Annotated in this window: 18 protein-coding genes; 13 read left to right on the forward strand and 5 right to left on the reverse strand. The window is 71.2% G+C overall.

Annotation, left to right across the window (positions count from 1 at the left end):
• Positions 1-66: 66 nt before the first annotated feature.
• The 7 genes from HHX41_RS08580 (at position 67) to HHX41_RS08610 (ending at position 7,627) form a co-directional block, all read left to right on the forward strand.
• Positions 67-708, forward strand: a complete 642-nt coding sequence (locus HHX41_RS08580) for an HAD family phosphatase (RefSeq protein ID WP_182905487.1) — start codon at positions 67-69, stop codon at positions 706-708.
• Between the two features lie 69 nt (positions 709-777).
• On the forward strand, positions 778-1,272 hold the full coding sequence (locus tag HHX41_RS08585) for a cellulose synthase (RefSeq protein ID WP_169982257.1): 495 nt from the start codon (positions 778-780) through the stop codon (positions 1,270-1,272).
• Between the two features lie 368 nt (positions 1,273-1,640).
• Positions 1,641-2,630, forward strand: a complete 990-nt coding sequence (locus HHX41_RS08590; RefSeq protein ID WP_182905488.1) for an ABC transporter permease — start codon at positions 1,641-1,643, stop codon at positions 2,628-2,630.
• A 55-nt stretch (positions 2,631-2,685) separates the two neighbouring features.
• Positions 2,686-4,461, forward strand: coding sequence for an ABC transporter substrate-binding protein (locus HHX41_RS08595; protein WP_182905489.1), 1,776 nt, complete (start codon positions 2,686-2,688; stop codon positions 4,459-4,461).
• A gap of 90 nt (positions 4,462-4,551) precedes the next feature.
• Positions 4,552-5,571 carry an ABC transporter permease gene (locus HHX41_RS08600; RefSeq protein ID WP_169982260.1) on the forward strand — a complete coding sequence of 340 codons (1,020 nt, stop codon included), beginning with the start codon at positions 4,552-4,554 and terminating at the stop codon, positions 5,569-5,571.
• A complete protein-coding gene (locus HHX41_RS08605) occupies positions 5,568-6,593 on the forward strand; it encodes an ABC transporter ATP-binding protein (RefSeq protein ID WP_169982261.1) in 1,026 nt (341 codons plus the stop codon). Before HHX41_RS08600 ends, HHX41_RS08605 begins: the two co-directional genes overlap by 4 nt.
• Entirely contained in the window at positions 6,590-7,627 is a 1,038-nt protein-coding gene (locus HHX41_RS08610) for an ABC transporter ATP-binding protein (protein WP_169982262.1), read from the forward strand. The genes HHX41_RS08605 and HHX41_RS08610 overlap by 4 nt, the downstream gene beginning before the upstream one ends.
• A 54-nt stretch (positions 7,628-7,681) precedes the next feature.
• Here HHX41_RS08610 and HHX41_RS08615 read toward each other — a convergent pair whose 3' ends face one another.
• The 3 genes from HHX41_RS08615 to HHX41_RS08625 form a co-directional block, all read right to left on the reverse strand.
• On the reverse strand, positions 7,682-8,365 hold the full coding sequence (locus HHX41_RS08615; RefSeq protein ID WP_169982263.1) for a response regulator transcription factor: 684 nt from the start codon (positions 8,363-8,365) through the stop codon (positions 7,682-7,684).
• Between the two features lie 58 nt (positions 8,366-8,423).
• Positions 8,424-9,683, reverse strand: a complete 1,260-nt coding sequence (locus tag HHX41_RS08620) for a sensor histidine kinase (protein ID WP_182905490.1) — start codon at positions 9,681-9,683, stop codon at positions 8,424-8,426.
• A 229-nt stretch (positions 9,684-9,912) separates the two neighbouring features.
• Positions 9,913-10,773, reverse strand: coding sequence for a PD-(D/E)XK nuclease family protein (locus HHX41_RS08625; RefSeq protein ID WP_169982265.1), 861 nt, complete (start codon positions 10,771-10,773; stop codon positions 9,913-9,915).
• 159 nt (positions 10,774-10,932) lie between these two features.
• Here HHX41_RS08625 and HHX41_RS08630 point away from each other — a divergent pair, with 159 nt between their 5' ends.
• On the forward strand, positions 10,933-12,063 hold the full coding sequence (locus HHX41_RS08630; RefSeq protein WP_182905491.1) for a site-2 protease family protein: 1,131 nt from the start codon (positions 10,933-10,935) through the stop codon (positions 12,061-12,063).
• Between the two features lie 234 nt (positions 12,064-12,297).
• A complete protein-coding gene (locus HHX41_RS08635) occupies positions 12,298-13,818 on the forward strand; it encodes an FHA domain-containing protein (protein WP_182905492.1) in 1,521 nt (506 codons plus the stop codon).
• 42 nt (positions 13,819-13,860) lie between these two features.
• On the opposite strand, the gene HHX41_RS08640 is transcribed toward HHX41_RS08635, so the two are convergent.
• Positions 13,861-14,451: a TetR/AcrR family transcriptional regulator gene (locus HHX41_RS08640; protein WP_182905493.1), complete on the reverse strand. Its 591-nt coding sequence runs from the start codon at positions 14,449-14,451 to the stop codon at positions 13,861-13,863.
• Between the two features lie 52 nt (positions 14,452-14,503).
• On the opposite strand from HHX41_RS08640, the gene HHX41_RS08645 reads away from it, so the two are divergent.
• Positions 14,504-15,424: a carbohydrate kinase family protein gene (locus tag HHX41_RS08645; protein ID WP_182905494.1), complete on the forward strand. Its 921-nt coding sequence runs from the start codon at positions 14,504-14,506 to the stop codon at positions 15,422-15,424.
• Positions 15,425-15,470: 46 nt separating this feature from the next.
• The gene (locus HHX41_RS08650) at positions 15,471-16,694 is read left to right on the forward strand and encodes an aminotransferase class III-fold pyridoxal phosphate-dependent enzyme (protein ID WP_169982270.1); all 1,224 of its coding nucleotides are present in this window, start codon (positions 15,471-15,473) and stop codon (positions 16,692-16,694) included.
• A 116-nt stretch (positions 16,695-16,810) separates the two neighbouring features.
• Here the strand turns inward: HHX41_RS08650 and HHX41_RS08655 are convergent, their stop codons facing one another.
• Positions 16,811-17,923: a GNAT family N-acetyltransferase gene (locus HHX41_RS08655; RefSeq protein ID WP_182905495.1), complete on the reverse strand. Its 1,113-nt coding sequence runs from the start codon at positions 17,921-17,923 to the stop codon at positions 16,811-16,813.
• 269 nt (positions 17,924-18,192) lie between these two features.
• On the opposite strand from HHX41_RS08655, the gene HHX41_RS08660 reads away from it, so the two are divergent.
• Together HHX41_RS08660 and arc are read left to right on the forward strand one after the other, a co-directional pair.
• Positions 18,193-19,056 carry a tRNA (adenine-N1)-methyltransferase gene (locus tag HHX41_RS08660; RefSeq protein ID WP_169982272.1) on the forward strand — a complete coding sequence of 288 codons (864 nt, stop codon included), beginning with the start codon at positions 18,193-18,195 and terminating at the stop codon, positions 19,054-19,056.
• Between the two features lie 205 nt (positions 19,057-19,261).
• Positions 19,262-21,025, forward strand: a complete 1,764-nt coding sequence (gene arc, locus HHX41_RS08665) for a proteasome ATPase (protein ID WP_182905496.1) — start codon at positions 19,262-19,264, stop codon at positions 21,023-21,025.
• Positions 21,026-21,059: the final 34 nt, after the last annotated feature.

The following is a 21,059-nucleotide window of genomic DNA, read 5'->3' on the forward strand; positions in this document are numbered from 1 at the left end:
TTCACGGGCGCCCCTTACCATATTGGTCCCCCCCTGATCGGGGGTCTCACCGGGGGAAGGGGCCACGTGGACGCCGTGCTGTTCGACATGGACGGGCTGCTCGTCGACACCGAAGGGGTGTGGTTCGAGGTCGAGACCGAGGTGGTCACCCGCCTCGGCGGAGCCTGGGGCCCGGAGCACCAGGAGCAGCTCGTGGGCGGCTCCTGGGACCGCACCGTCGCGTACATGCTGGAGCTGACGCAGGCCGACGCCGACCCCGCGGTGGTGGGGGAGTGGCTGATCGACGGGATGGAGAGCCGCCTGTCGAGAGGCGTCGAACCAATGCCGGGAGCGCTCGACCTGCTGCGCGGGCTCGGCGACCACGGGGTGCGCACCGCGCTGGTCACCTCGTCGCTGCGGATCATCGCCGACGCGGTGCTAAAGGCCGTGGGCCGGGAGCACTTCGAGATCGTCGTCACGGCCGACGACGTCATGAACACCAAGCCGCACCCGGAGCCGTACCTGACCGCGGCCGGGCTGCTGTCGGTGGACCCGGAGCGGTGCGTCGCGCTGGAGGACTCGCCGAACGGCGTCGCCTCGGCGACCGCGGCGGGCTGCCGGGTGGTCGCCGTGCCGGGCGTCCTGCCGATCGCCCAGGCGCCCGGGCGGGTCGTCATGCCCTCGCTGCTCGACGTGGACGTCGACTTCCTGCGGGCGCTCGTCCGGTAGCGCGGTCCCCCGCATGATCGCGTCGCGGGTGCCAGGATGGGGGTACACCGTGGACTAAGGGGGCCCCTCATGACATTCACCGACATCGCCTGGCTGCCGTTGTGCGCAGGCCTCACCGCGGTGGGAGTCGGGCTCAGCTATCTGGCCTTCCGGCGCCGGGGGGTGACCGCCGGCCTGCGGGCCACCGCCTGGTCCCTGCTGCCGCTGGCCGCCTATCTCACCGGCGCGCTGAAGACGCTCTGGAACATCGGCGCGGCGGCGGTGGGTTTCGTGACCGGCCTGGTCCTGTCGCCCTCGGTCTGGGCCGGAGTGATCCTGGCCGGGCTGTCGGCGCTGCTGTTCGTCGTCTCCGGCACGCTGCGCGGCCGTGCCCTGTCCCGGGTGCGTACGGCACAGCCGGAGCCGGGCGGCGCCAGCGCGGCACCCGAGCGGTCCGCCACGCCCAAAACAGCCACGCCTAAAACAGCACAGACCGGGAAGACGGCACCACGTCAGGTCGAACAGCCCGCTGGGGATGATTTCTCGGACATCGAGGACATCCTGAAGCGCCGCGGGATCAGCTGAGAATCCCACATCGTGGGACCAAGTTACCGGCCAGTGCAATGTCACAGTCCCAAGACACAATCGGCACGCGACTCCGACAAACTCTTCAAGATCAACACGAATGAGTTTCGCGTGAATCACAGTTGAGCCACAGGCCGCCTCTGGGGACTGGTCAGCCCAGCTCAGACCATAGATTCTGCCTCCGGGGGTCGCACACCACGCGAACCCCCTACGGACAATGTCGTCTGGGATCCAGGGGGCCAGCACCAAATGGCCGTGCGAGGCAAGGTCGTGAGCGGCCACCGCTTCTCTGCCACCGGATCGATCCCGGGCTTCTCCGAGCATGTCACCGCGGACGCGGTCGGCTCGGGCAGGGCGAAGGAGGATCGATGACCGCGCCGATGGACGTCACCGGTGGGGACACGCAGGCCACGCCGGCGGTCGTCGAAGGGGCGGGAGGCCAGGCGATCCAGGGCCGGTCCCTCGGACAGATCGCCTGGATGCGTCTCAAGCGCGACAAGGTCGCGCTCGCCGGCGGGCTGATCGTCATCTTCCTGATCCTGGTCGCCGTCTTCGCCCCGGTGATCGCCGGAGCGTTCGGGCAGGATCCCACGCAGTTCAACTCCGACCTGATCGACTCCTCCACCATGGCGCCCAAGACGGGCACGGGCATCAGCGCCGACCACCTGTTCGGCATCGAGCCGGTGAACGGCCGCGACATCTTCAGCCGGGTCGTGTACGGCGCGCGGATCTCGCTGCTCATCGCGTTCCTGGCCACGCTGCTCTCGGTGGTCATCGGGACCCTGCTCGGGGTCACCGCGGGATACTTCGGCGGCCTGGTGGACTCGATCATCAGCAAGGCCATGGACGTCTTCCTGGCGTTCCCGATCCTGGTCTTCGCGATCGCGCTGGCGGGCATCGTCCCCGACACCGCGTTCGGGCTGACCGGCGACACGCTGCGCGTCTCGCTGCTGGTGTTCATCATCGGCTTCTTCAACTGGCCGTACATCGGGCGGATCATCCGCGGGCAGACGCTGTCGCTGCGTGAACGGGAGTTCGTGGACGCGGCGCGCAGCCTCGGGGCGCGGGGGCCGTACATCATCTTCCGCGAGCTGCTGCCGAACCTGGTGGCGCCGATCCTCATCTACTCGACGCTGCTGATCCCCACGAACGTATTGTTCGAGGCGGCGCTGTCGTTCCTCGGCGTCGGCGTGCGCCCGCCCACCCCCACCTGGGGCGGCATGCTGTCGGACGCGGTGCGGTTCTACACGATCCCGCACTTCATGTTCTTCCCCGGCATGGCGATCTTCATCACGGTCCTGGCGTTCAACCTGTTCGGCGACGGCCTGCGGGACGCTCTCGACCCGAAGGCTCGTTGAGCTCCTTCCTTTTCCCGTAAAAGTCCCCCGGCTCCTATCACCAAGGGGTTTGCAAATGCAGATAAGAAGACTGGGTGTGGCGGCCACCGGCGCCGTGCTCGCCCTCGCCGTGGCCGCCTGCGGCGGCGGTTCGGGCAGCAGCACGCCGTCGTCCTCCGGCGGCGCCGCGGCCGGCGCGAACGCCACGGGCGAGTTCAACGCCGCCCTGACGGGGGTGGTCAACCCGTCCGACAAGAAGGGCGGCATCCTCAAGTTCGCCAACGGCGGTGACTGGGACTCCCTCGACCCGGGCGACACCTACTACGGCTACTCCTGGAACTTCATCCGCCTGTACGGCCGGTCGCTGCTGATGTTCAAGTCCGCCGTGGGCAAGGAGGGCAACCAGCTCGCCCCCGACCTCGCCGAGGACCTGGGCACGCCCAGCGACGACGCCAAGACCTGGACGTACAAGCTCAAGAAGGGCATCAAGTTCGAGGACGGCACCCCGGTCACGTCCAAGGACGTGAAGTACGCGGTGGAGCGGTCGTTCGACAAGGAGGTGTTCCCCGACGGATACACCTACTTCAACGACTTCCTCGACTGGCCGAAGGACTACAAGGGCGCGTACAAGTCCAAGGACGTCAACACCGACAGCGCGATCGAGACGCCCGACGACTACACGATCGTCTTCCACCTCAAGCAGCCGCTGAGCAACTTCGACTACTTCGCCCAGCTTCCCGCCACGATCCCGGTCCCCAAGGACAAGGACACCGGCGCGAAGTACAAGGAGCACATCATCTCCACCGGGCCGTACAAGTTCGAGAAGAACGAGATCGGCAAGGGCTTCACGCTGGTCCGCAACGACCAGTGGGACGCGGCGACCGACCCGAACCGCAAGGCGCTGCCGGACGGCTACGAGGTCTCCACCAACGTCAACGCCGACGACATCGACAACCGGATCATCGCCGGCGACCTCGACGTCGACGTCGCGGGCATCGGCGTGCAGTCGGCGGCCCTCGGCCGGGTCCTGCCCGACCCCGCGATGAAGGCGAACTCCGACAACCCGACCAGCACCCGCCTCTGGTACACCTCGATCAACGGCAACGTGGCGCCGCTCGACAACATCGACTGCCGCAAGGCCGTCCAGTACGCCACGGACAAGGTGGCCCTCCAGACCGCCTGGGGCGGCGAGTTCTCCGGCGGCCAGATCGCGACCAGCCTGCTGCCGCCGGCGATCCCCGGCCACGAGGACTTCAACCTCTACCCGCCGGGCGCCGACAACAAGGGCGACCTGGACAAGGCCAAGGAGGCGCTGACCGCCTGCGGCCAGCCGGGCGGTTTCGAGACCAACATCTCCTACCGCGCCGAGCGGCCGAAGGAGAAGCAGGCCGCCGAGGCGCTGCAGCAGTCGCTCGGCCGGGTCGGCATCAAGCTCACGCTCAAGCCGTTCCCGCAGGCGGACTACTTCGCCCTGTACGCCGGCAAGCCGGGCTACGCCAAGGACAACAAGATCGGCCTGGCCATGAACGGCTGGCAGTCCGACTGGCCCGACGGCTTCGGCTTCCTGCAGCAGATCGTCGACAGCCGCGTCATCCGTGACACCGGCGGCTCCTCCAACATCAGCGTCCGGGACCCCGAGGTCGACAAGCTCATCGACCAGGCGATGAAGGAGACCGACACCGACGCCCGCAACGCGATCTGGACCCAGATCGACAAGAAGGTCATGGAGGACTCCTTCATCCTGCCGAACGTGTGGACGAAGACCCTGCTCGTGCGGAGCAAGAACGCGACGAACATCTTCGTCAACGACGCGTACGGCATGTACGACTACCTCGGCATGGGCGTCAAGTAAGCGTCCACCGAGACCAGACAGATCCGATAGACGCGTGAACGCGGCAAGGGGGCCGGTCCCACGGGACCGGCCCCCGGAGCCGGGGGGACTGTGGTCACATACATCATCCGGCGGCTGATCTGGGCGGTGGTGATGCTCACCATCGTGAGCATCATCACGTTCGGCATCTTCTTCCTGGTGCCCCGCCTGGCGGGCGCCACCTCCGAGAGCCTGGCCGCGCGCTACGTTGGGCGCACCGCCTCGGCGGAACAGGTCAAGATCGCGGCTGACAAGCTCGGCTTCAACGATCCGCTGATCGTGCAGTACGGGCGGTTCGCCAAGGGCATCGTCGCCGGCGCCGACTACGACTACGGCCCCGGCGTGGAGCACTGCCCGGCGCCCTGCTTCGGATACTCCTTCCTCACCCGGCTCCCGGTCTGGCCGGACCTGATGGACCGGCTGCCCGTGACGCTCTCGCTCGCCATCGGGGCCGCCGTCATCTGGGTGATAGCCGGTGTGGCGACCGGCGTGCTGTCCGCGCTGAGACGCGGCAGCCTGTTCGACCGCGCCGCGATGGGCGTCGCCCTGGCCGGTGTGTCACTGCCCATCTTCTTCACCGGCATCGTCTCGCTGGTCGTCTTCAGCTATGGCACTCCCTTCCGCATCACCGCCCCGGGCGGCAGCTTCACGCCGTTCGACGAGAACCCGGCGATGTGGGCCTACAACCTGATCCTGCCGTGGATCACGCTGGCCTTCCTGTACGCCGCGGGATACGCGCGGCTCACCCGGGCGGGCATGCTGGAGACGATGAACGAGGACTACATCCGCACCGCCCGGGCCAAGGGCCTGAGCGAGCGGAGGGTGGTGGTCAAGCACGGCCTGCGCGGCGCGCTCACCCCGATCCTCACGATCTTCGGCCTCGACCTCGGCCTGCTGCTCGGCGGCGCCGTGCTCACCGAGAGCACCTACTCGCTGCCCGGCATGGGCAAGTACGCGATCGACGCGATCACCAACCAGGACCTGCCGAAGGTCATGGGCGTGACGCTCGTCGCCGCGTTCTTCGTGGTCTTCGCGAACCTGATCGTCGACCTCCTGTACGCCGTCGTGGACCCGAGGGTGAGGCTGGGATGAGCTTCCTGGAACTGAAGGACCTGCGGATCCACTTCCCGACAGACGACGGCCTGGTCAAGTCCGTCGACGGGCTGTCGTTCTCGCTGGAGCGGGGCAGGACGCTCGGCATCGTCGGCGAGTCCGGCTCCGGGAAGAGCGTGACCAGCCTCGGCATCCTCGGCCTGCACAAGGGCGGCCGCGCCCGCATCTCCGGCGAGATCTGGCTGGACGGCGAGGAACTCGTCGGCGCCAGCCAGGAGCACGTGCGGGGGCTGCGCGGCAAGAAGATGGCGATGATCTTCCAGGACCCGCTGTCGGCGATGCACCCGTTCTACACGGTCGGCGAGCAGATCATCGAGGCGTACCGCATCCACAATGACGTCAGCAAGAAGGTCGCGCGCAAGCACGCGGTCGACATGCTCGGCCGGGTGGGCATCCCGCAGCCGGAGCGGCGCGTGGACAGCTACCCCCACGAGTTCTCTGGCGGCATGCGGCAGCGCGCCATGATCGCGATGGCGCTGAGCTGCGACCCCGAGCTGCTGATCGCCGACGAGCCGACGACCGCGCTCGACGTGACCGTGCAGGCGCAGATCCTCGACCTGATGCGCGACCTGCAGCGCGACTTCAACGCCGCGCTGATCGTCATCACCCACGACCTCGGCGTCGTCGCCGAGCTGTCCGACGACATCCTCGTGATGTACGGCGGCAAGTGCGTCGAGTACGGGACGTCCGAGGACATCTTCGAGCGGCCCGAGCACCCCTACACCTGGGGCCTGCTCGGCTCGATGCCGCGGCTGGACCGCGAGCCGACGGAACGGCTGCTGCCGATCAAGGGCTCGCCGCCCTCGCTGATCAACGTGCCGTCCGGCTGCGCCTTCCACCCGCGCTGCGCGTTCGAGGAGCGCACCGCCGGGCGGGCCAAGACGGAGGTCCCCGAGCTGCTGGAGACCGAGGGCGGCCACCTGGTGCGCTGCCACCTGACGCGCGAGCGCAGGCGCGCCATCTGGGAGAACGAGATCAAGCCGAACCTGGAGGCTTCGTGAACGAGGAGCCCTTGCTGTCCGTACAGGGGCTGGAGAAGCACTTCCCGGTCACGAAGGGCCTGCTCAAGCGGCAGGTCGGCGCGGTCAGGGCCGTCGACGGCATCAGCTTCGACGTGATGAAGGGCGAGACCCTCGGCCTGGTCGGCGAGTCGGGATGCGGCAAGACCACCACCGGACGCCTCATCACCCGGCTGATCGAGCCCACCGGCGGCACGATCGTGTTCGAGGGCAACGACATCTCGCACATGTCCCAGGGCCGGTTGCGCCCGCTGCGCAGGGACGTGCAGATGATCTTCCAGGACCCCTACAGCTCGCTCAACCCCCGGCACACGGTCGGCGCCATCGTGGGCGCGCCGTTCCGGATCCAGGGCATCAAGACCGAGCAGGGCACCAAGAAGGCGGTCCAGGAGATCCTCGAACTGGTCGGCCTCAACCCGGAGCACTACAACCGCTACCCGCACGAGTTCTCCGGCGGCCAGCGGCAGCGCATCGGCATCGCCAGGACGCTCGCGCTCAAGCCCAAGCTGATCATCGCGGACGAGCCGGTCTCCGCGCTCGACGTGTCGATCCAGGCCCAGGTCGTCAACCTGCTGGAGGACCTGCAGAGCGAGCTCGACCTCACGTACGTGGTGATCGCGCACGACCTGTCGGTGGTCCGGCACATCAGCGACCGCGTCGCGGTGATGTACCTCGGCAAGATCGTCGAGATCGCCGACCGCAAGGGCCTGTACGAGGCGCCGATGCATCCGTACACCAACGCGCTGCTGTCGGCGGTGCCGATCCCGGACCCGAAGCGGCGCAAGGAGCGGGACCGCATCCGGCTGCAGGGCGACGTGCCCTCCCCGCTCAACCCGCCGCCCGCCTGCCGGTTCCACACCCGGTGCTGGAAGGCGCAGGACATCTGCCGGCAGGTCGAGCCGCCGCTGCTGACGCTGGCCCCCGGCCACCAGGCGGCCTGCCACTTCCCGGAGAACGCGCCTTCCGGGAGCGCGGCGGCGGCGCCGCAGGAGCCGGCCGCGGCGCCCGCGGACTGAGCCCGGGCGTGGCCGCCGGCCACGCCCCCGGCCCGGCGACGCCGCGCCGGGCGGTCAGGAGAAGGCGCCGGGGACGATCAGGCCGGTCTCGTACGCGAGCACGACGGCCTGGACCCGGTCGCGCAGCCCCAGCTTGGTCAGCACGTTGCCGACGTGGGTCTTCACGGTCGTCTCGCTGACCACGAGCTGGGCGGCGATCTCGGCGTTCGACATGCCCTTCGCGATCAGGCGCAGCACCTCGAGCTCGCGCTCGGTGAGCCGGTCGAGCCGCGCCGGGGTGGCCTGCTGGTGCGCGGAGGGCAGTCGGCTGGCGAACCTGTCCAGCAACCGCCGGGTGACGCTCGGCGCCACGATCGCGTCGCCCGCCGCCACCACGCGGATCGCCTGGACCAGGTCGTCCGGCGGCACGTCCTTGAGGAGGAACCCGCTCGCGCCCGCGCGCAGCGCCTCCACGATGTACTCGTCCAGGTCGAACGTGGTCAGCACGAGCACCTTCGGCACGTGCGCGCTCGGCGCGGCCTCTCGCACGATGCGGCGGGTCGCCTCGATGCCGTCGGTGCCGGGCATGCGGATGTCCATGAGCACCACGTCGGGCAGCAGGGCCCGGGACTGCTCCATGGCCACCGCGCCGTCGCCCGCCTCGCCCACGACGGTGACGTCCGGCTCCGCCTCCAGGATGAACCGGAACCCGGTGCGCAGCAGCGGCTGGTCGTCGACCAGCAACACCCGGATCGTCATGATGCGTCCGTTACGGGGGAGGCGGCGGGCCGCCGGGTGGAGGGGGACACCCTGATCGTCATGCTCTGTCCTCGAGGGGGCTCTGCTTGAGCGGGCTGTGGTTGAGTGGCCTGTGGTTGAGGGGGCTGTTACCGAGGGGCCTGTGGTTGATCGGGAACTGGGCGCGGACCTCGAAGCCACCCCCGGTGCGGGGACCGATCCGCAGAACACCACCATAGAGTGCGACGCGCTCGCGAATGCCCACCAGCCCGTGGCCCTTGCCCCCGATCCGCAGCGACTCCTCCGCCGCGCCGCGCCCGTCGTCCTCCACGTGGACGCTCAGCTCGTCCGGCTCGTGCCGTACGGTGACCCAGGCGCGGGCGGAGGGCCCGGCGTGCCGCAGGCTGTTGGTCAGCGCCTCCTGCACGAGCCGGTAGGCGGCGAGGTCGACCCCGGGCGGCAGGCCGCGCCGCTCGCCCTCGATCCACAGCTGGGTCCGCAGGCCCGCCTCGCGCATCTGCTCCACCAGCGCCGGCAGGTCCTGCATGCCCGGCTGCGGGGCGCGCTCGGCCGGGCCGTCGGTGCGCAGCACGCCGACGATGCTGCGCATCTCCGCCATCGCCGTGCGGCCCATCTCCTCGATGGCGGTGAGGGCGTCCCGCGCCACGTCGGGCTTGGTGTCGAGCATCTTGCGGGCGGCGGCGGCCTGGACCGTCATCACGCTGACGTGGTGGGCCACGACGTCGTGCAGTTCCCGCGCGATGCGGGAGCGCTCCTCCGCCCGGGCGGCCCTGGTGTCGGCCTCCCGCGCCCGCTCCAGCCGGTCGGCCCGCTGGACCAGCTCCGAGAGGTAGGCGCGGCGTAGCCGCAGCGCCCGGCCGCACACCCAGCACAGCAGCATGACGGTGGTCATGACGACGTGGTTGGCCCAGGAGACCGGGACGGGCGCGGCGGCGACCATGGCGGCGTAGGTGGCGAAGGAGACGGCCAGCGCGGCCAGGCTCAACGCCAGCCCGCGGTGGGCGGCCACCGAGTAGAGGAGGACGAACGTGCCGATCCCGCTCAGGCCGGGGCTGTAGCCGAGCGCGATCAGCCCCACGCCGGGAAGGGCGGTGGCCACCAGGAGCACGAACGGCCGCTGCCGCCGCAGGGTCAGGGGCAGGGTGCAGGAGGCCGCCAGCGCCAGGTTGAGCGCGTCCGCGGGGCGGGCGTACGGGGGCTCGGCGAAGGCGACGATCGTCCAGAGGGACGCGGTCGTCAGCACCACCGCGAGGATCGAGTCGGAGACCAGGGGATGGGCCCAGAGCCAGGACCGCGTACTGCCGGGGGTGGTGCGCACGTACCAAATCTAGGCGGTCACCGCCCGCGTCCACCCTGCCCGGGACGGATATGCGCATCCTCCCCGCGGATGAGTCCGAGCGACGGGGGCTGTGCTCGCGGCGCGCCTCCGGCACGACCGGCGGGAGTGAGGCGCGCCTCCGGCACGACCGGCGGGAGTGAGGCGCGCCTCCGGCACGACCGGCGGGAGTGAGCGGCCCGAGCCTGAGGGCCGCGCCGCCGGTCCGGCCTCACAGTTCGTCGCTGGCCGACCTTCTGCTGACGCGGGGGGACAGCCCGGGCTCGCGGTCGGGCACGGGCGGCGGCGTGCCGCCGAACTCCGGGCACAGCGCCTGGTGGTCGCACCAGTCGCACAGCCGCGAGCGGCGGGCGCGCCACTCCTTGGTGCGCACGGCGCGCTCGATGGCCGTCCACAGCGCCTCGACCTTGCGCTCGGTCGCCCGCAGGTCCGCCTCGTCCGGGACGTAGCGGACGATCTCGCCGTTCCCCAGATACATGAGCTGGAGCATCCGGGGGACCTGGCCGCTGCGCCGCCACAGCGCGAGCGCGTAGAACTTCATCTGGAACAGCGCCTTGGCCTCCCAGTCGCGCCCCGGCGCCGTGCCCGTCTTGTAGTCCACGACCCGCACCTCGCCGGTCGGGGCCACGTCGAGACGGTCGATGTAGCCGCGCAGCAGCAGCCCGCTTTCGAGCACGACCTCGACGTACATCTCACGCTCGGCGGGCTCCAGCCGCCGGGGGTCCTCCAGCGTGAAGTAACGCTCGACCATGCCGCGCGCCTGCGTCAGCCAGGCGTCCCGCTCGCCGTCGTCCTCGAACAGCCCCGCGTAGTCGGGCTCCTCGGAGAGCAGCCGCCGCCACTGGGGCTCGAGCAGATCCTGCGCGGCGGCGACCGTCCGCGCCTCCGCGGGCAGGTCGTAGAGCCGCTCCAGCACCGCGTGAACGAGCGTGCCCCTGACCGCGGCGGCCGAGGGCCGCTCGGGGAGCTGGTCGATCACCCTGAACCGGTAGAGCAGGGGGCAGGTCATGAAGTCACCGGCCCGGGAGGGGGAAAGCGCCCCGATGACGGCGCGCTCTTCGGCGAGGGTCATGCCCGAACTGTAGGACACCGGGCCGACAGAACGCTCCCGTCTCGCCCCCGCTCGCCCCGCGTGGCCGATCGCACGGTGCGCGACGGGCGGGCGAGCTCTTAGGCTGATCTCACGCTCCGGCACGTAGCATCGAGGGGCGTGGGAGGGGAAGGCGGCCACATGAGCACACCTGTCAAGGAGTCCACCGGACTGCGGATGGGACGGCCGTTCGGCATCCCTGTCTACGTCTCGCCCACCTGGCTCATCGTGGCGGTGTTCATCACGATCAGCTTCCAGCCGCAGTTCGCCGACATGCTGCCGGGCTTCAGCGAGACCGCGGCGTACGCCGTCGCGCTGGCCTTCGCCGTCCTGCTGTACGTCTCCGTGCTGCTGCACGAACTGGCGCACTGCGTCGTGGCCAAGCACTACGGGCTGCCGGTGCGCCGGATCACCCTCTACATGCTCGGCGGCGTCTCGGAGATCGAGCGCGAGCCCGAGACGGCGGGCCGGGAGTTCGCCGTCGCGTTCGCCGGGCCGCTGCTGTCGCTGGGGCTTGCCGGCATCGGGGCCCTGGCGGAGGCGTTCGTCGTGCCGCCGGGCGGCCTGGCGCAGGTGCTCGTCTGGCAGCTGTGGCTGTCCAACCTGATCGTCGGCCTGTTCAACCTGCTGCCGGGGCTGCCGCTCGACGGCGGCCGGATGCTGCGGGCCGCCGTGTGGAAGGTCAGGCGTGACTCGGGCACGGGCACGCTGGTCGCCGCGTGGGTCGGCCGGGGCGTGGCGGTGGCGGTGGTCGTGGTGCCGCTCCTGATGAACCTGATGGCCGGGCAGGAGCCCAGTGTGGGCAGCATGCTCTGGACCGTGGTGCTGGCGTCGTTCATCTGGTTCGGCGCGTCCCAGTCGCTGCGGGTGGCCCGCGTGCGGGCCCGGCTGCCGCAGCTGCGGGCCCGGGGGCTGGCCCGCCGGGCGATCCCGGTCACCGCCGAGGTGCCGCTGTCGGAGGGCCTGCGCCGGGCCCAGGAGGCGGGGGCCGGGGCCATGGTGGTGGTCGACCACGACGGGCGGCCGGTCGGCATCGTCAACGAGGCCGCGGTCAACGCCACTCCCGAGCACCGCAGGCCGTGGGTGAACGTCGGCGCCCTGTCGCGCGCCCTGGAGCCCTCGCTCGTGCTCGGCGCCGATCTGGAGGGGGAGTCCCTGCTCGACGCCATGCGGGACACCCCGGCCCCGGAGTATCTGCTCGTCGAGCGGGGCGGGGAGATATACGGCGTGCTCGCCACCGCCGACGTCAACCGCATGTTCAGCGGTGTGTGAGCGCGGCCCGGGGAACGGCCTCCCCGGCGGGGCGCCCCGCGCACTCGTCCGGCGGCCCGCCGGGCACCGGGTGCTGATCGAGACCGGGGCCGGGCGCCGTTCGGTCGCTCGCCGCGCGCTCCCGCAGGCCGGTTCACCGTTCTTTTTTGCTACTTTCTGGGGGGATCGATCCGGCACACGGCGTGCCGGCGATGGTGCCGGTCATCCGGTGGCGTTTCCGGAGGGAGAACTTCTGTGACGGAACAGGGCGTGGGGGTGGTCCGCCCGCTGCCGGGGGAGGGCGTGGTCGCCCATCTGAACGGTTTGCTGCTCGTGTGCGCCACCGGCGGCGACCAGCCGGTCGAGGACCTGCTCGGCGCGCTGAGCGAGACCGCCACGACGGGCGGCGACGGCCGGGCGCTGGCCCGGCGGGTGGCCCAGGTCCTCGCGCGCGCCATGGACAGGTCGATCGGCGGGGAGCCGGTGGCCTGCGCGGTCGCCGGGCCGGCCGGGGGCGGTGTGGCCGTGCTGGTCAGCGGGGCCGCGTACGCCACCGTGTCGGGGGCCGACGGCGAGGTCCGCCTCGCCGGGCACGACGCGCTGACCTGGACCGACCGTCTCGTCAACGGCCCGGTGTCCCGGATCGAGCTGCGGCTGCCCGGAGCGGGCCCGTCGAGCCCGTACGCCCGGCTGGACGGCGGCGTGGTCGCCGGGGCCGGGCTGGAGTGCGACTTCGCCCAGCAGGGCGATCTCGCCTTCCCGCCGCTGCCCCCGCGCCCGCCGCAGCACCAGGGACAGCAGCAGAACATCCAGCCGCCGCCCATCGGGGCTCCCGAGCCGATCGCCCCGCGTGGACCCGTTGTGCCATCGCCCGTGCCGTCGCCCGTGCCGCCGCCGCCCGTGTCGCCGTTCTCGGGCCCGCTGCCCGGCGGGGGGCCGTCGGGCGAGCAGGCGCCGCCGGGATCGTCCCAGCCGCTCGCGCCGCCGCCCGTCCAGCCGCCGTCCCACGTCTCCCAGCCGCTGCCGCCGTTGCCGCCCGCCCTTCCCGACCCCGGGCCGGCGCATCACTCCGGGCCGCAGCCGATGCCCCCGCTGCCCGAGCCCGCCGAGGACCGGGGCGGGCCGCACGACCTCGGGGCGCCCCACGACCTCGGCGGGCCGCACGACTTCGGCGGGCCGCATGACTTCGGCGGGCCGGACGGTCCGCCGGGCGGGCCGTACGAGCCGGCGCCGCACGCGCCCGCCGACGAGGACCCGGGTGAGCCGACCCAGATGGACGCGACGCCCGAGCCGGAGCCGCGGCCGATGGTCTACGGCGTCGACTGCAAGAACGACCACTTCAACGACCTGCGTGCGCCGTACTGCGCGGTCTGCGGCATCCCCATCGACCAGCGGGCGGTGGTGCCGTACAAGGGGCCACGGCCGCAGCTCGGGGTGCTGCTGCTCGACGACGGCATGGCGCTGCCGCTGGAGGCCGACTACCTGCTGGGCCGCGACCCCGAGCGCGCGCCCGAGGTTCAGTCGGGCGAGGCCAGGCCGGCCAGGGTCACCAGCCCCGACGGCTCGGTGTCGCGCCGTCACCTGCGGGTCTTCCTGGACAGCTGGGACGTCAACCTGCTCGACCTGGGCTCGGTGAACGGCACCCAGATCCAGCCGCCCGGCGACCCCAACTTCTACGACATCCCGCCGAACGAGCCGGTGCCGATCCTGCCCGGCACGACCGTGCGCGTCGGCGTCTCGCGCACGATGCGGTACGAGGCCCACCGCAACGCCTGACCCGTGAGACCCGCCGGGGGCCTGGCCGGCTCCCGGCGGCGGTCAGGCGCGCAGGCGCTCGATCTCGCCCATGATGAGCCGTTCCAGCCGCTCGCCGGTGACGTGCGACGGATAGAGCAGCCGGTGCACGCTGAGCCCGTCCACGAGCGCGAGCAGCCGCTCCGCGACGTCCTCCAGGTCCTCGTCCGTACGGACCTCACCGGCCTCGGCCGCGGACCTGAGCAGGCTCGTCACCAGATAGCGGAGCTCGGCGGCCTCCCGCCGCTGGACCTCGAGCAGCGCGGGGCTGGTCAGGCTGCGCCCCCAGAAGCCCACCTCCAGGCCGGTCTCCCCGGCCCGCTCCTCGTCCAGCGGCACGTTGTCGAGCAGCAGCTCCCGCAGCGCCGCCAGGCCGGTGCGGCCCGACAGCTTCTCCCGCAGCCGGTCGGCGATCCGGCGGTGGGACGCCTCCAGCGCCGACAGCAGGATCTCGTCCTTGTCGGCGAAGTAGTGCGTGAGCACCCCGTTGGAGTATCCCGCCTCCTTGGCGATGGCCCGCGTGGTCGCGCCCTCGATGCCCTCGCGCAGGATGACGCGGCGGGCCGCCGCGACGACCTCGCCCCTGCGCTCCTCGTGATTGACGATCTTCGGCATGGCCCACCACCTCGGTTGACATTTTAGTCGGGCGCCCGTCTATTATACGCTCATGACGGTAGTGACGGTCGGCGTGCATATCGTCGACGTCCTGGCCCGCCCGGTCGAGTCCATCCCGGCCGGTCAGGACACCCACCTGCTGGAGCAGATCCGCATCACCGCGGCCGGCGCCGCCGCGGGCACGGCCGTGGCCCTGGCGAAGATCGGCGTGCCGGTCGCCTCCATGGGCGCCGTCGGCGACGACGAGCTGGGCGACTTCCTCCTGATGATCATGGCGCGGCACGGCGTCGACGTGGACGGCGTGGTGCGCAGGGCGGGGGAGCAGACGGCGGCCTCGATCCTGCCCATCCGTCCCGACGGCGGCCGGCCCTCGTTCCACGTGCCCGGGGCCAACCTGGGGCTGGCGACCGCCGACCTCGACGCCGGCCGTCTGACCGGCGCGAAGGTGGTGCACCTCGGCGGCATGGACGTCACCTGGGGCCTGCACGATCCCGCCTTCTACACGCTGCTCGACAAGGCGCGCGAGGGCGGCACGGCCGTCACGCTGGACCTGCTGTCGAACATGCCCGACCTCATGCCCGGCGTCCGCGCGTTCCTGCCCCACGTCGACTACCTCCTGCCGAACGAGGAGCAGGCGCTCATGCTCAGCGGGGCGCCGACGCCGGAGGAGGCCGCGGCCGCGCTGCTCGCCGAGGGCCCGAAGGGCGTGATCGTCACCCTGGGGGCGGCGGGCAGCCTCGTCGCCACCGCCGGCGGAGTCACCCGCGTGCCCGCCCTGGACGTGCCGGTGGTCGACACCACGGGCTGCGGCGACGCGTACTGCGCCGGATTCGCCGCCGGACTGCTGCGCGGCGAGGACGTCTTCGGCGCCGCCCGCCTCGGCACGGCCGTCGCCGCGCGGGTCGCCGGCGGGCTCGGCTCCGACGCGGGCCTGGACGGCTTCCGCCCCGGCGACCCCGCCCCGGACGCCTGACCCCGGCTCCACCTCTCCGATTCCCCCGAGTTCAGGAGTGCCGCCCATGTCCGTCGACGCCTCTCTGCGGGCCCGTGCCGCCAAGGTCATCCCCGGCGGCATGTACGGCCACCTCAACGCAGCCCTGCACGGGGACCGCTACCCCCAGTTCTTCGTCCGCGCCGAGGGCGCCCGGCAGTGGGACGCCGACGGCCGCGAGTACGTCGACCTGATGTGCAGCTGGGGGCCGATGATCGTCGGTCACCGCAACCCGAAGGTGGAGGCCGCCGCCGCGGCCCAGCAGGCGGCGGGCGACTGCCTGAACGGCCCCGGCCCGGTCATGGTGGAGCTCGCCGAGCTCCTGGTGGACCTCATCCCCTCCGCCGACTGGGCCATGTTCTCCAAGAACGGCACCGACGCCACCACCCAGGCCCTGATGGTGGCCAGGGCGGCGACGGGCAGGACCAAGACGCTGGTCGCCCACGGCGCCTACCACGGCGCCGACCCCTGGTGCACGCCCGGCCTGTCCGGAGTCACCCCCAACCAGCGGGCGGACACGATCGAGTTCACCTACAACGACCTCGCGAGCGCCGAGGCCGCCGCGGCCCAGGCGGCCGGCGACGTCGCGGCCATCCTGGTCACGCCGTTCAAGCACGACTCGTTCGAGGACCAGGAGCCCGCCGACGCGGAGTTCGCCCGGGGCGTGCGGGCACTGGCCGACCGTCTCGGCGCGGCCCTGGTCATCGACGACGTACGCGCAGGGTGGCGGCTGGACCTGCGCGGCTCGTGGGAGCCGCTCGGCGTGCGCCCCGACCTGACGGCCTGGAGCAAGGCGATGGCCAACGGCTTCCCCATCGCGGCGGTCACCGGGACCGACGCGCTGCGCGGGGCGGCCCAGACGCTGTACTCGACCGGCTCCTTCTGGTTCTCCGCCACGGCCATGGCCGCCGCCAAGGCGACGATCGAGATCCTGCGCGAGATCGACGGGCCCGCGCTCATGCACCGGGCCGGGACGCGGCTGCGCGAGGGGCTCGCCGCCCAGGCGGCGGCGCACGGCTTCGTGGTCCGCCAGACCGGCCCGGTGCAGGTGCCGTGGCTGTCCTTCGACGGCGACGACACCCTGGAGAAGGGCATCGCCTGGGCCGGGGCCTGTCTGGAGGAGGGCGTCTACCTCCATCCCTGGCACAACTGGTTCCTGTCGGCCGCGCACACCGACGAGGAGATCGACCGGGCCCTGCAGGGCACCGACGCCGCCTTCGCCAAGCTGAGGGCCGCGTACGGAGCCGGCTGAGGGACCGGCCGGCGCAGGCGTGGCCGGAACGCCCACCCGGGCGTGCCGCGCCGCGGACGGCCCGCGCTCGGGCGCCGGGTTCCGGGCGGCGCCCGAGCGCGGGGGGTCCGTTCCGCTCAGGGGCGTGTCCTGGCCCACTGGACGTCGTCCAGGCGGGTGCCTCCGGGGCCGGGCAGCAGCCCCTTGACGAGGTGCTCCCTGGTGAATCCCGCCCGTTCGAGCACCCGGTGCGAGGCGGTGTTGTCCGGCGTGGTCCCGGCGACGATCCGCCTCAGCGGCGTGTTCGCGAACGCCCACTCCACCAGCAGGTTCACCGCCCGCGTCACCATGCCCTTGCCGCGATACTCCGGACGGAGGCTGTAGCCGAGCATCGCCTGGCCGAGCGGCGGGACGACGCCGGTGAGCTGGATGTCCCCGGCGAACTCGCCGGTGCGGGCGTCCCTGATGGCGACGTCGGCCCGCTGGCCGGTCAGCCACCGGTGCCCGGCGTACCGGCAGACGGCCTCGCTGCCGGCGTACGACGGCTCCACCGGCGGCACGTGCGAGTCCATCACGTCCGGTACGGACGCCAGCGCGAAGTAGTCGGCGGCGTCGGCGGCGGTCAGCGGCGTGAGCCGGACGACCCCGTCGGTGAGCGAGCCGCCGGGGAACCCCCCGGGGAAGAACGGGAGGAAGGGCGCGATCGGGTCGCCCGGGTCGGAGGCGAGCCGCCCGAACACCGCCAGATCGGCGCGGGCCTCCCCGCGGGCCGAACCGGCCGCGCGCAGCACGCCCTCGTGCGTGAATCCGCACCGGTGGGCGACCTGCTGGCTCGGGATGTTGTCGACCTCCGCGATCAGCCCGATGCGGGGGACGCCCCGGGCGAAGGCCCGCTCGGCGAGCGCCCGCACGGCGGCCGTGGCGACGCCGCGGCCCCGGGCCCACGGGGCGAGCCAGTAGCCCACCTCGGTCACGCCGAACCGGTCCGGCGGCTTCAGCCCGGCCGTCCCGAGGACCTCGCCCGTCCCGGGGTCGGCGACGAGGAAGTCGGCTCCGCCGTTCTCCCAGGTGGCCGGGACGGCCTTGGTGATCCAGGCCAGCGCGTCGTCACGTGTGTACGGAGACGGGACGAAGGGGATGAAGCGCGCGATGTCGGGGTCGGAGCAGGCACGGGCGATCTGGTCGGCGTCCCCCTCGACCGGCAGGCGCAGAACGGCCGGTCCGGCGGGAATCGCCTCTTGGGGCAACATGTCCCATTGTTAGCAGCAGTGACACGGCGGCGGCCAGTGGTTTCCCTCCCGGCGATCTTTGCCCCGTGGCGGCAAATCTCGTCGGTCGCGGCACCCCGTGCCCCTCCCGCCGATCTTTGCCCCGTCGCGTCGCCCAGAGCGGCACCTCGCCTCGTTGTCGTCGTCGCCGATGACGCTGTCATCGGCTCCTCCTCCGCCTTGCGATGCACCACTCTGGACACCGCTCCGTACGGGCGAATCTCGTCGGTCGCGGCACTAGCCTTTTCCGCATGGGTTTTCGCAGGCACGGCCCGTTCCGGGCCGGAGATCAGGTCCAGCTCACCGACCCCAAGAACAAGCGGCACACGGTGACGCTGAAAGAGGGCGGCGTCTTCCACACGCACAAGGGGTCGATCCCGCACGACGACCTGATCGGGCAGCCCGAGGGGTCCGTGGTGCGGTCCTCGGGCGGCACGGCGTACCTGGCGTTCCGGCACCTGCTCGCCGACTACGCGGTGTCGATGCCGCGCGGCGCCGCGGTGGTCTACCCGAAGGACGCGGCCCAGATCGTCGCCATGGCCGACATCTTCCCCGGCGCCCGGGTGGTGGAGGCCGGCGTGGGGTCCGGCGCGCTCACCTGCTTCCTGCTGCGTGCGGTCGGCCCGGAGGGGAAGGTGACCTCCTACGAGCGGCGCGCGGACTTCGCGGAGGTCGCCACGAAGAACGTGGAGAAGTTCTTCGGCGGCCCCGTGGGGCAGTGGCGCCTGGTGGTCGGCGACTTCGTCGACGCGCTCGACGAGGCGGACGTGGATCGCGTCATCCTGGACATGCTCGCTCCTTGGGAGTGCGTTGACGCGGCGGCGAAGTCCCTTACTCCCGGGGGAGTTATTTGCTGCTATGTTGCGACAACGACCCAGTTGTCCAGAACGGTGGAAACCCTGCGGGAGCACGGGAGTTTCACCGAGCCTCACGCGTGGGAGACCCTGGTTCGCGACTGGCATGTCGAGGGCCTCGCGGTACGGCCCGACCACCGGATGGTCGGCCACACGGGATTCCTCGTCACGGCCCGGCGCATGGCGGACGGCGTCACGCCCCCGCCGCGGCGCAGGCGCCCCGCCAAGGGGGCGTACGGAGAGGGGATCGAACAAGGGTGACGATTCGGCCACAACCCGGCAAAGCCACGTGACACGGGAACATTTGGGTGTGTTCCTAATGGTGACCCGAACAATCGGTCCATAAGGTATCAAACGCCGAACACCCAACGTAACTACACGAACACTGCCCGGCCAGGTTACGTACAGCGCCAAGATAGGTAGGGTCTTGAGTAGTCGTTCTCGACGGGGAAGGAGGTGACGGGGCGTGGCAGCTCGCGACGACGCTGAGGCTCGGGCCGCGCAGCGCGAACGGGAGGTCGCCGATCTCACAACACAGGTCTCCTTCCTGCAGGAGGAGATCACCGCGTTGCGCCGGAAGCTGGCCGAGTCTCCCCGGCAGGCCAGGGTCATCGAGGAGCGTCTCCACGAGGCGCAGGCGCAGGTGGCCGCCCTCACAGGCCAGAACGAGCGTCTGGTCGCCACCCTCAAGGAGGCCAGAGACCAGATCGTCGCCCTCAAGGAGGAGGTCGACCGGCTGGCGCAGCCGCCGTCCGGATTCGGTGTCTTCCTCGAGGCGAGGGAAGACGGCACGATCGAGGTGTTCACCGGCGGGCGCAAGCTCCGGGTGAACGTCAGTCCGGCCGTGGACGTCGACTCGCTCAAGCGTGGCCAGGAGGTCATGCTCAACGAGGCGCTCAACGTCGTCGAGGCCCTCGGCTACGAGGACGTCGGCGAGATCGTGATGCTCAAGGAGTTGCTGGAGGAGGGCGGGCGCGCCCTCGTCATCTCGCACGCGGACGAGGAGCGGGTCGTCAAGCTCGCCCACTCGCTGCTGGACCAGCCGCTGCGGGCCGGCGACTCACTCCTGCTCGAACCCCGCTCCAACTACGTCTACGAACGCATCCCCAAGTCCGAGGTCGAGGAGCTCGTCCTCGAGGAGGTCCCCGACATCTCCTACGAGGAGATCGGCGGCCTCAGCAGGCAGATCGAGCAGATCAGGGACGCCATCGAGCTGCCCTACCTGCACGCCGACCTGTTCCGCGAGCACAAGCTGCGCCCGCCGAAGGGCGTGCTGCTGTACGGCCCGCCCGGCTGCGGCAAGACGCTGATCGCGAAGGCCGTCGCCAACTCCCTGGCCAAGCAGGTCGCGGAGAAGACCGGCCAGTCCGGCAAGAGCTTCTTCCTCAACATCAAGGGCCCCGAGCTTCTCAACAAGTACGTCGGCGAGACCGAGCGGCACATCCGCCTGGTCTTCCAGCGGGCCCGTGAGAAGGCCTCCGAGGGCACCCCGGTGATCGTGTTCTTCGACGAGATGGACTCGATCTTCCGGACCCGCGGCTCGGGCGTCTCCTCCGACGTCGAGAACACCATCGTTCCCCAGCTCCTGTCGGAGATCGACGGTGTCGAGGGCCTGGAGAACGTCATCGTCATCGGCGCCTCCAACCGCGAGGACATGATCGACCCGGCGATCCTGCGGCCCGGCCGCCTGGACGTCAAGATCAAGATCGAGCGGCCGGACGCCGAGGCGGCCAAGGACATCTTCTCGAAGTACATCGTCAACGACCTGCCGCTGCACCCGGAGGACCTCACCGAGCACGGCGCCAGCCGCGAGGGCACGATCGCCGCGATGATCCAGCGGGTGGTCGAGCGGATGTACGCCGAGAGCGAGGAGAACCGCTTCCTCGAGGTGACCTACGCCAACGGCGACAAGGAAGTCCTGTACTTCAAGGACTTCAACTCCGGCGCCATGATCCAGAACATCGTGGACCGCGGCAAGAAGATGGCCATCAAGGAGTTCCTCGACACCGGGCAGAAGGGCCTGCGGATCTCGCACCTGCTGGCCGCCTGCGTGGACGAGTTCTCCGAGAACGAGGACCTGCCCAACACCACCAACCCCGACGACTGGGCCCGCATCTCCGGCAAGAAGGGCGAGCGGATCGTCTACATCCGCACGCTCGTGCAGGGCAAGCAGGGCACCGAGGCCGGGCGGTCGATCGACACGGTCGCCAACACCGGTCAGTACCTGTAGCACCCGGCACCCGGCCGGGCCGGTGCCATCGAGG

The organism is Microbispora sp. H13382 (genome assembly GCF_014161445.1).
GTDB lineage: Bacteria > Actinomycetota > Actinomycetes > Streptosporangiales > Streptosporangiaceae > Microbispora.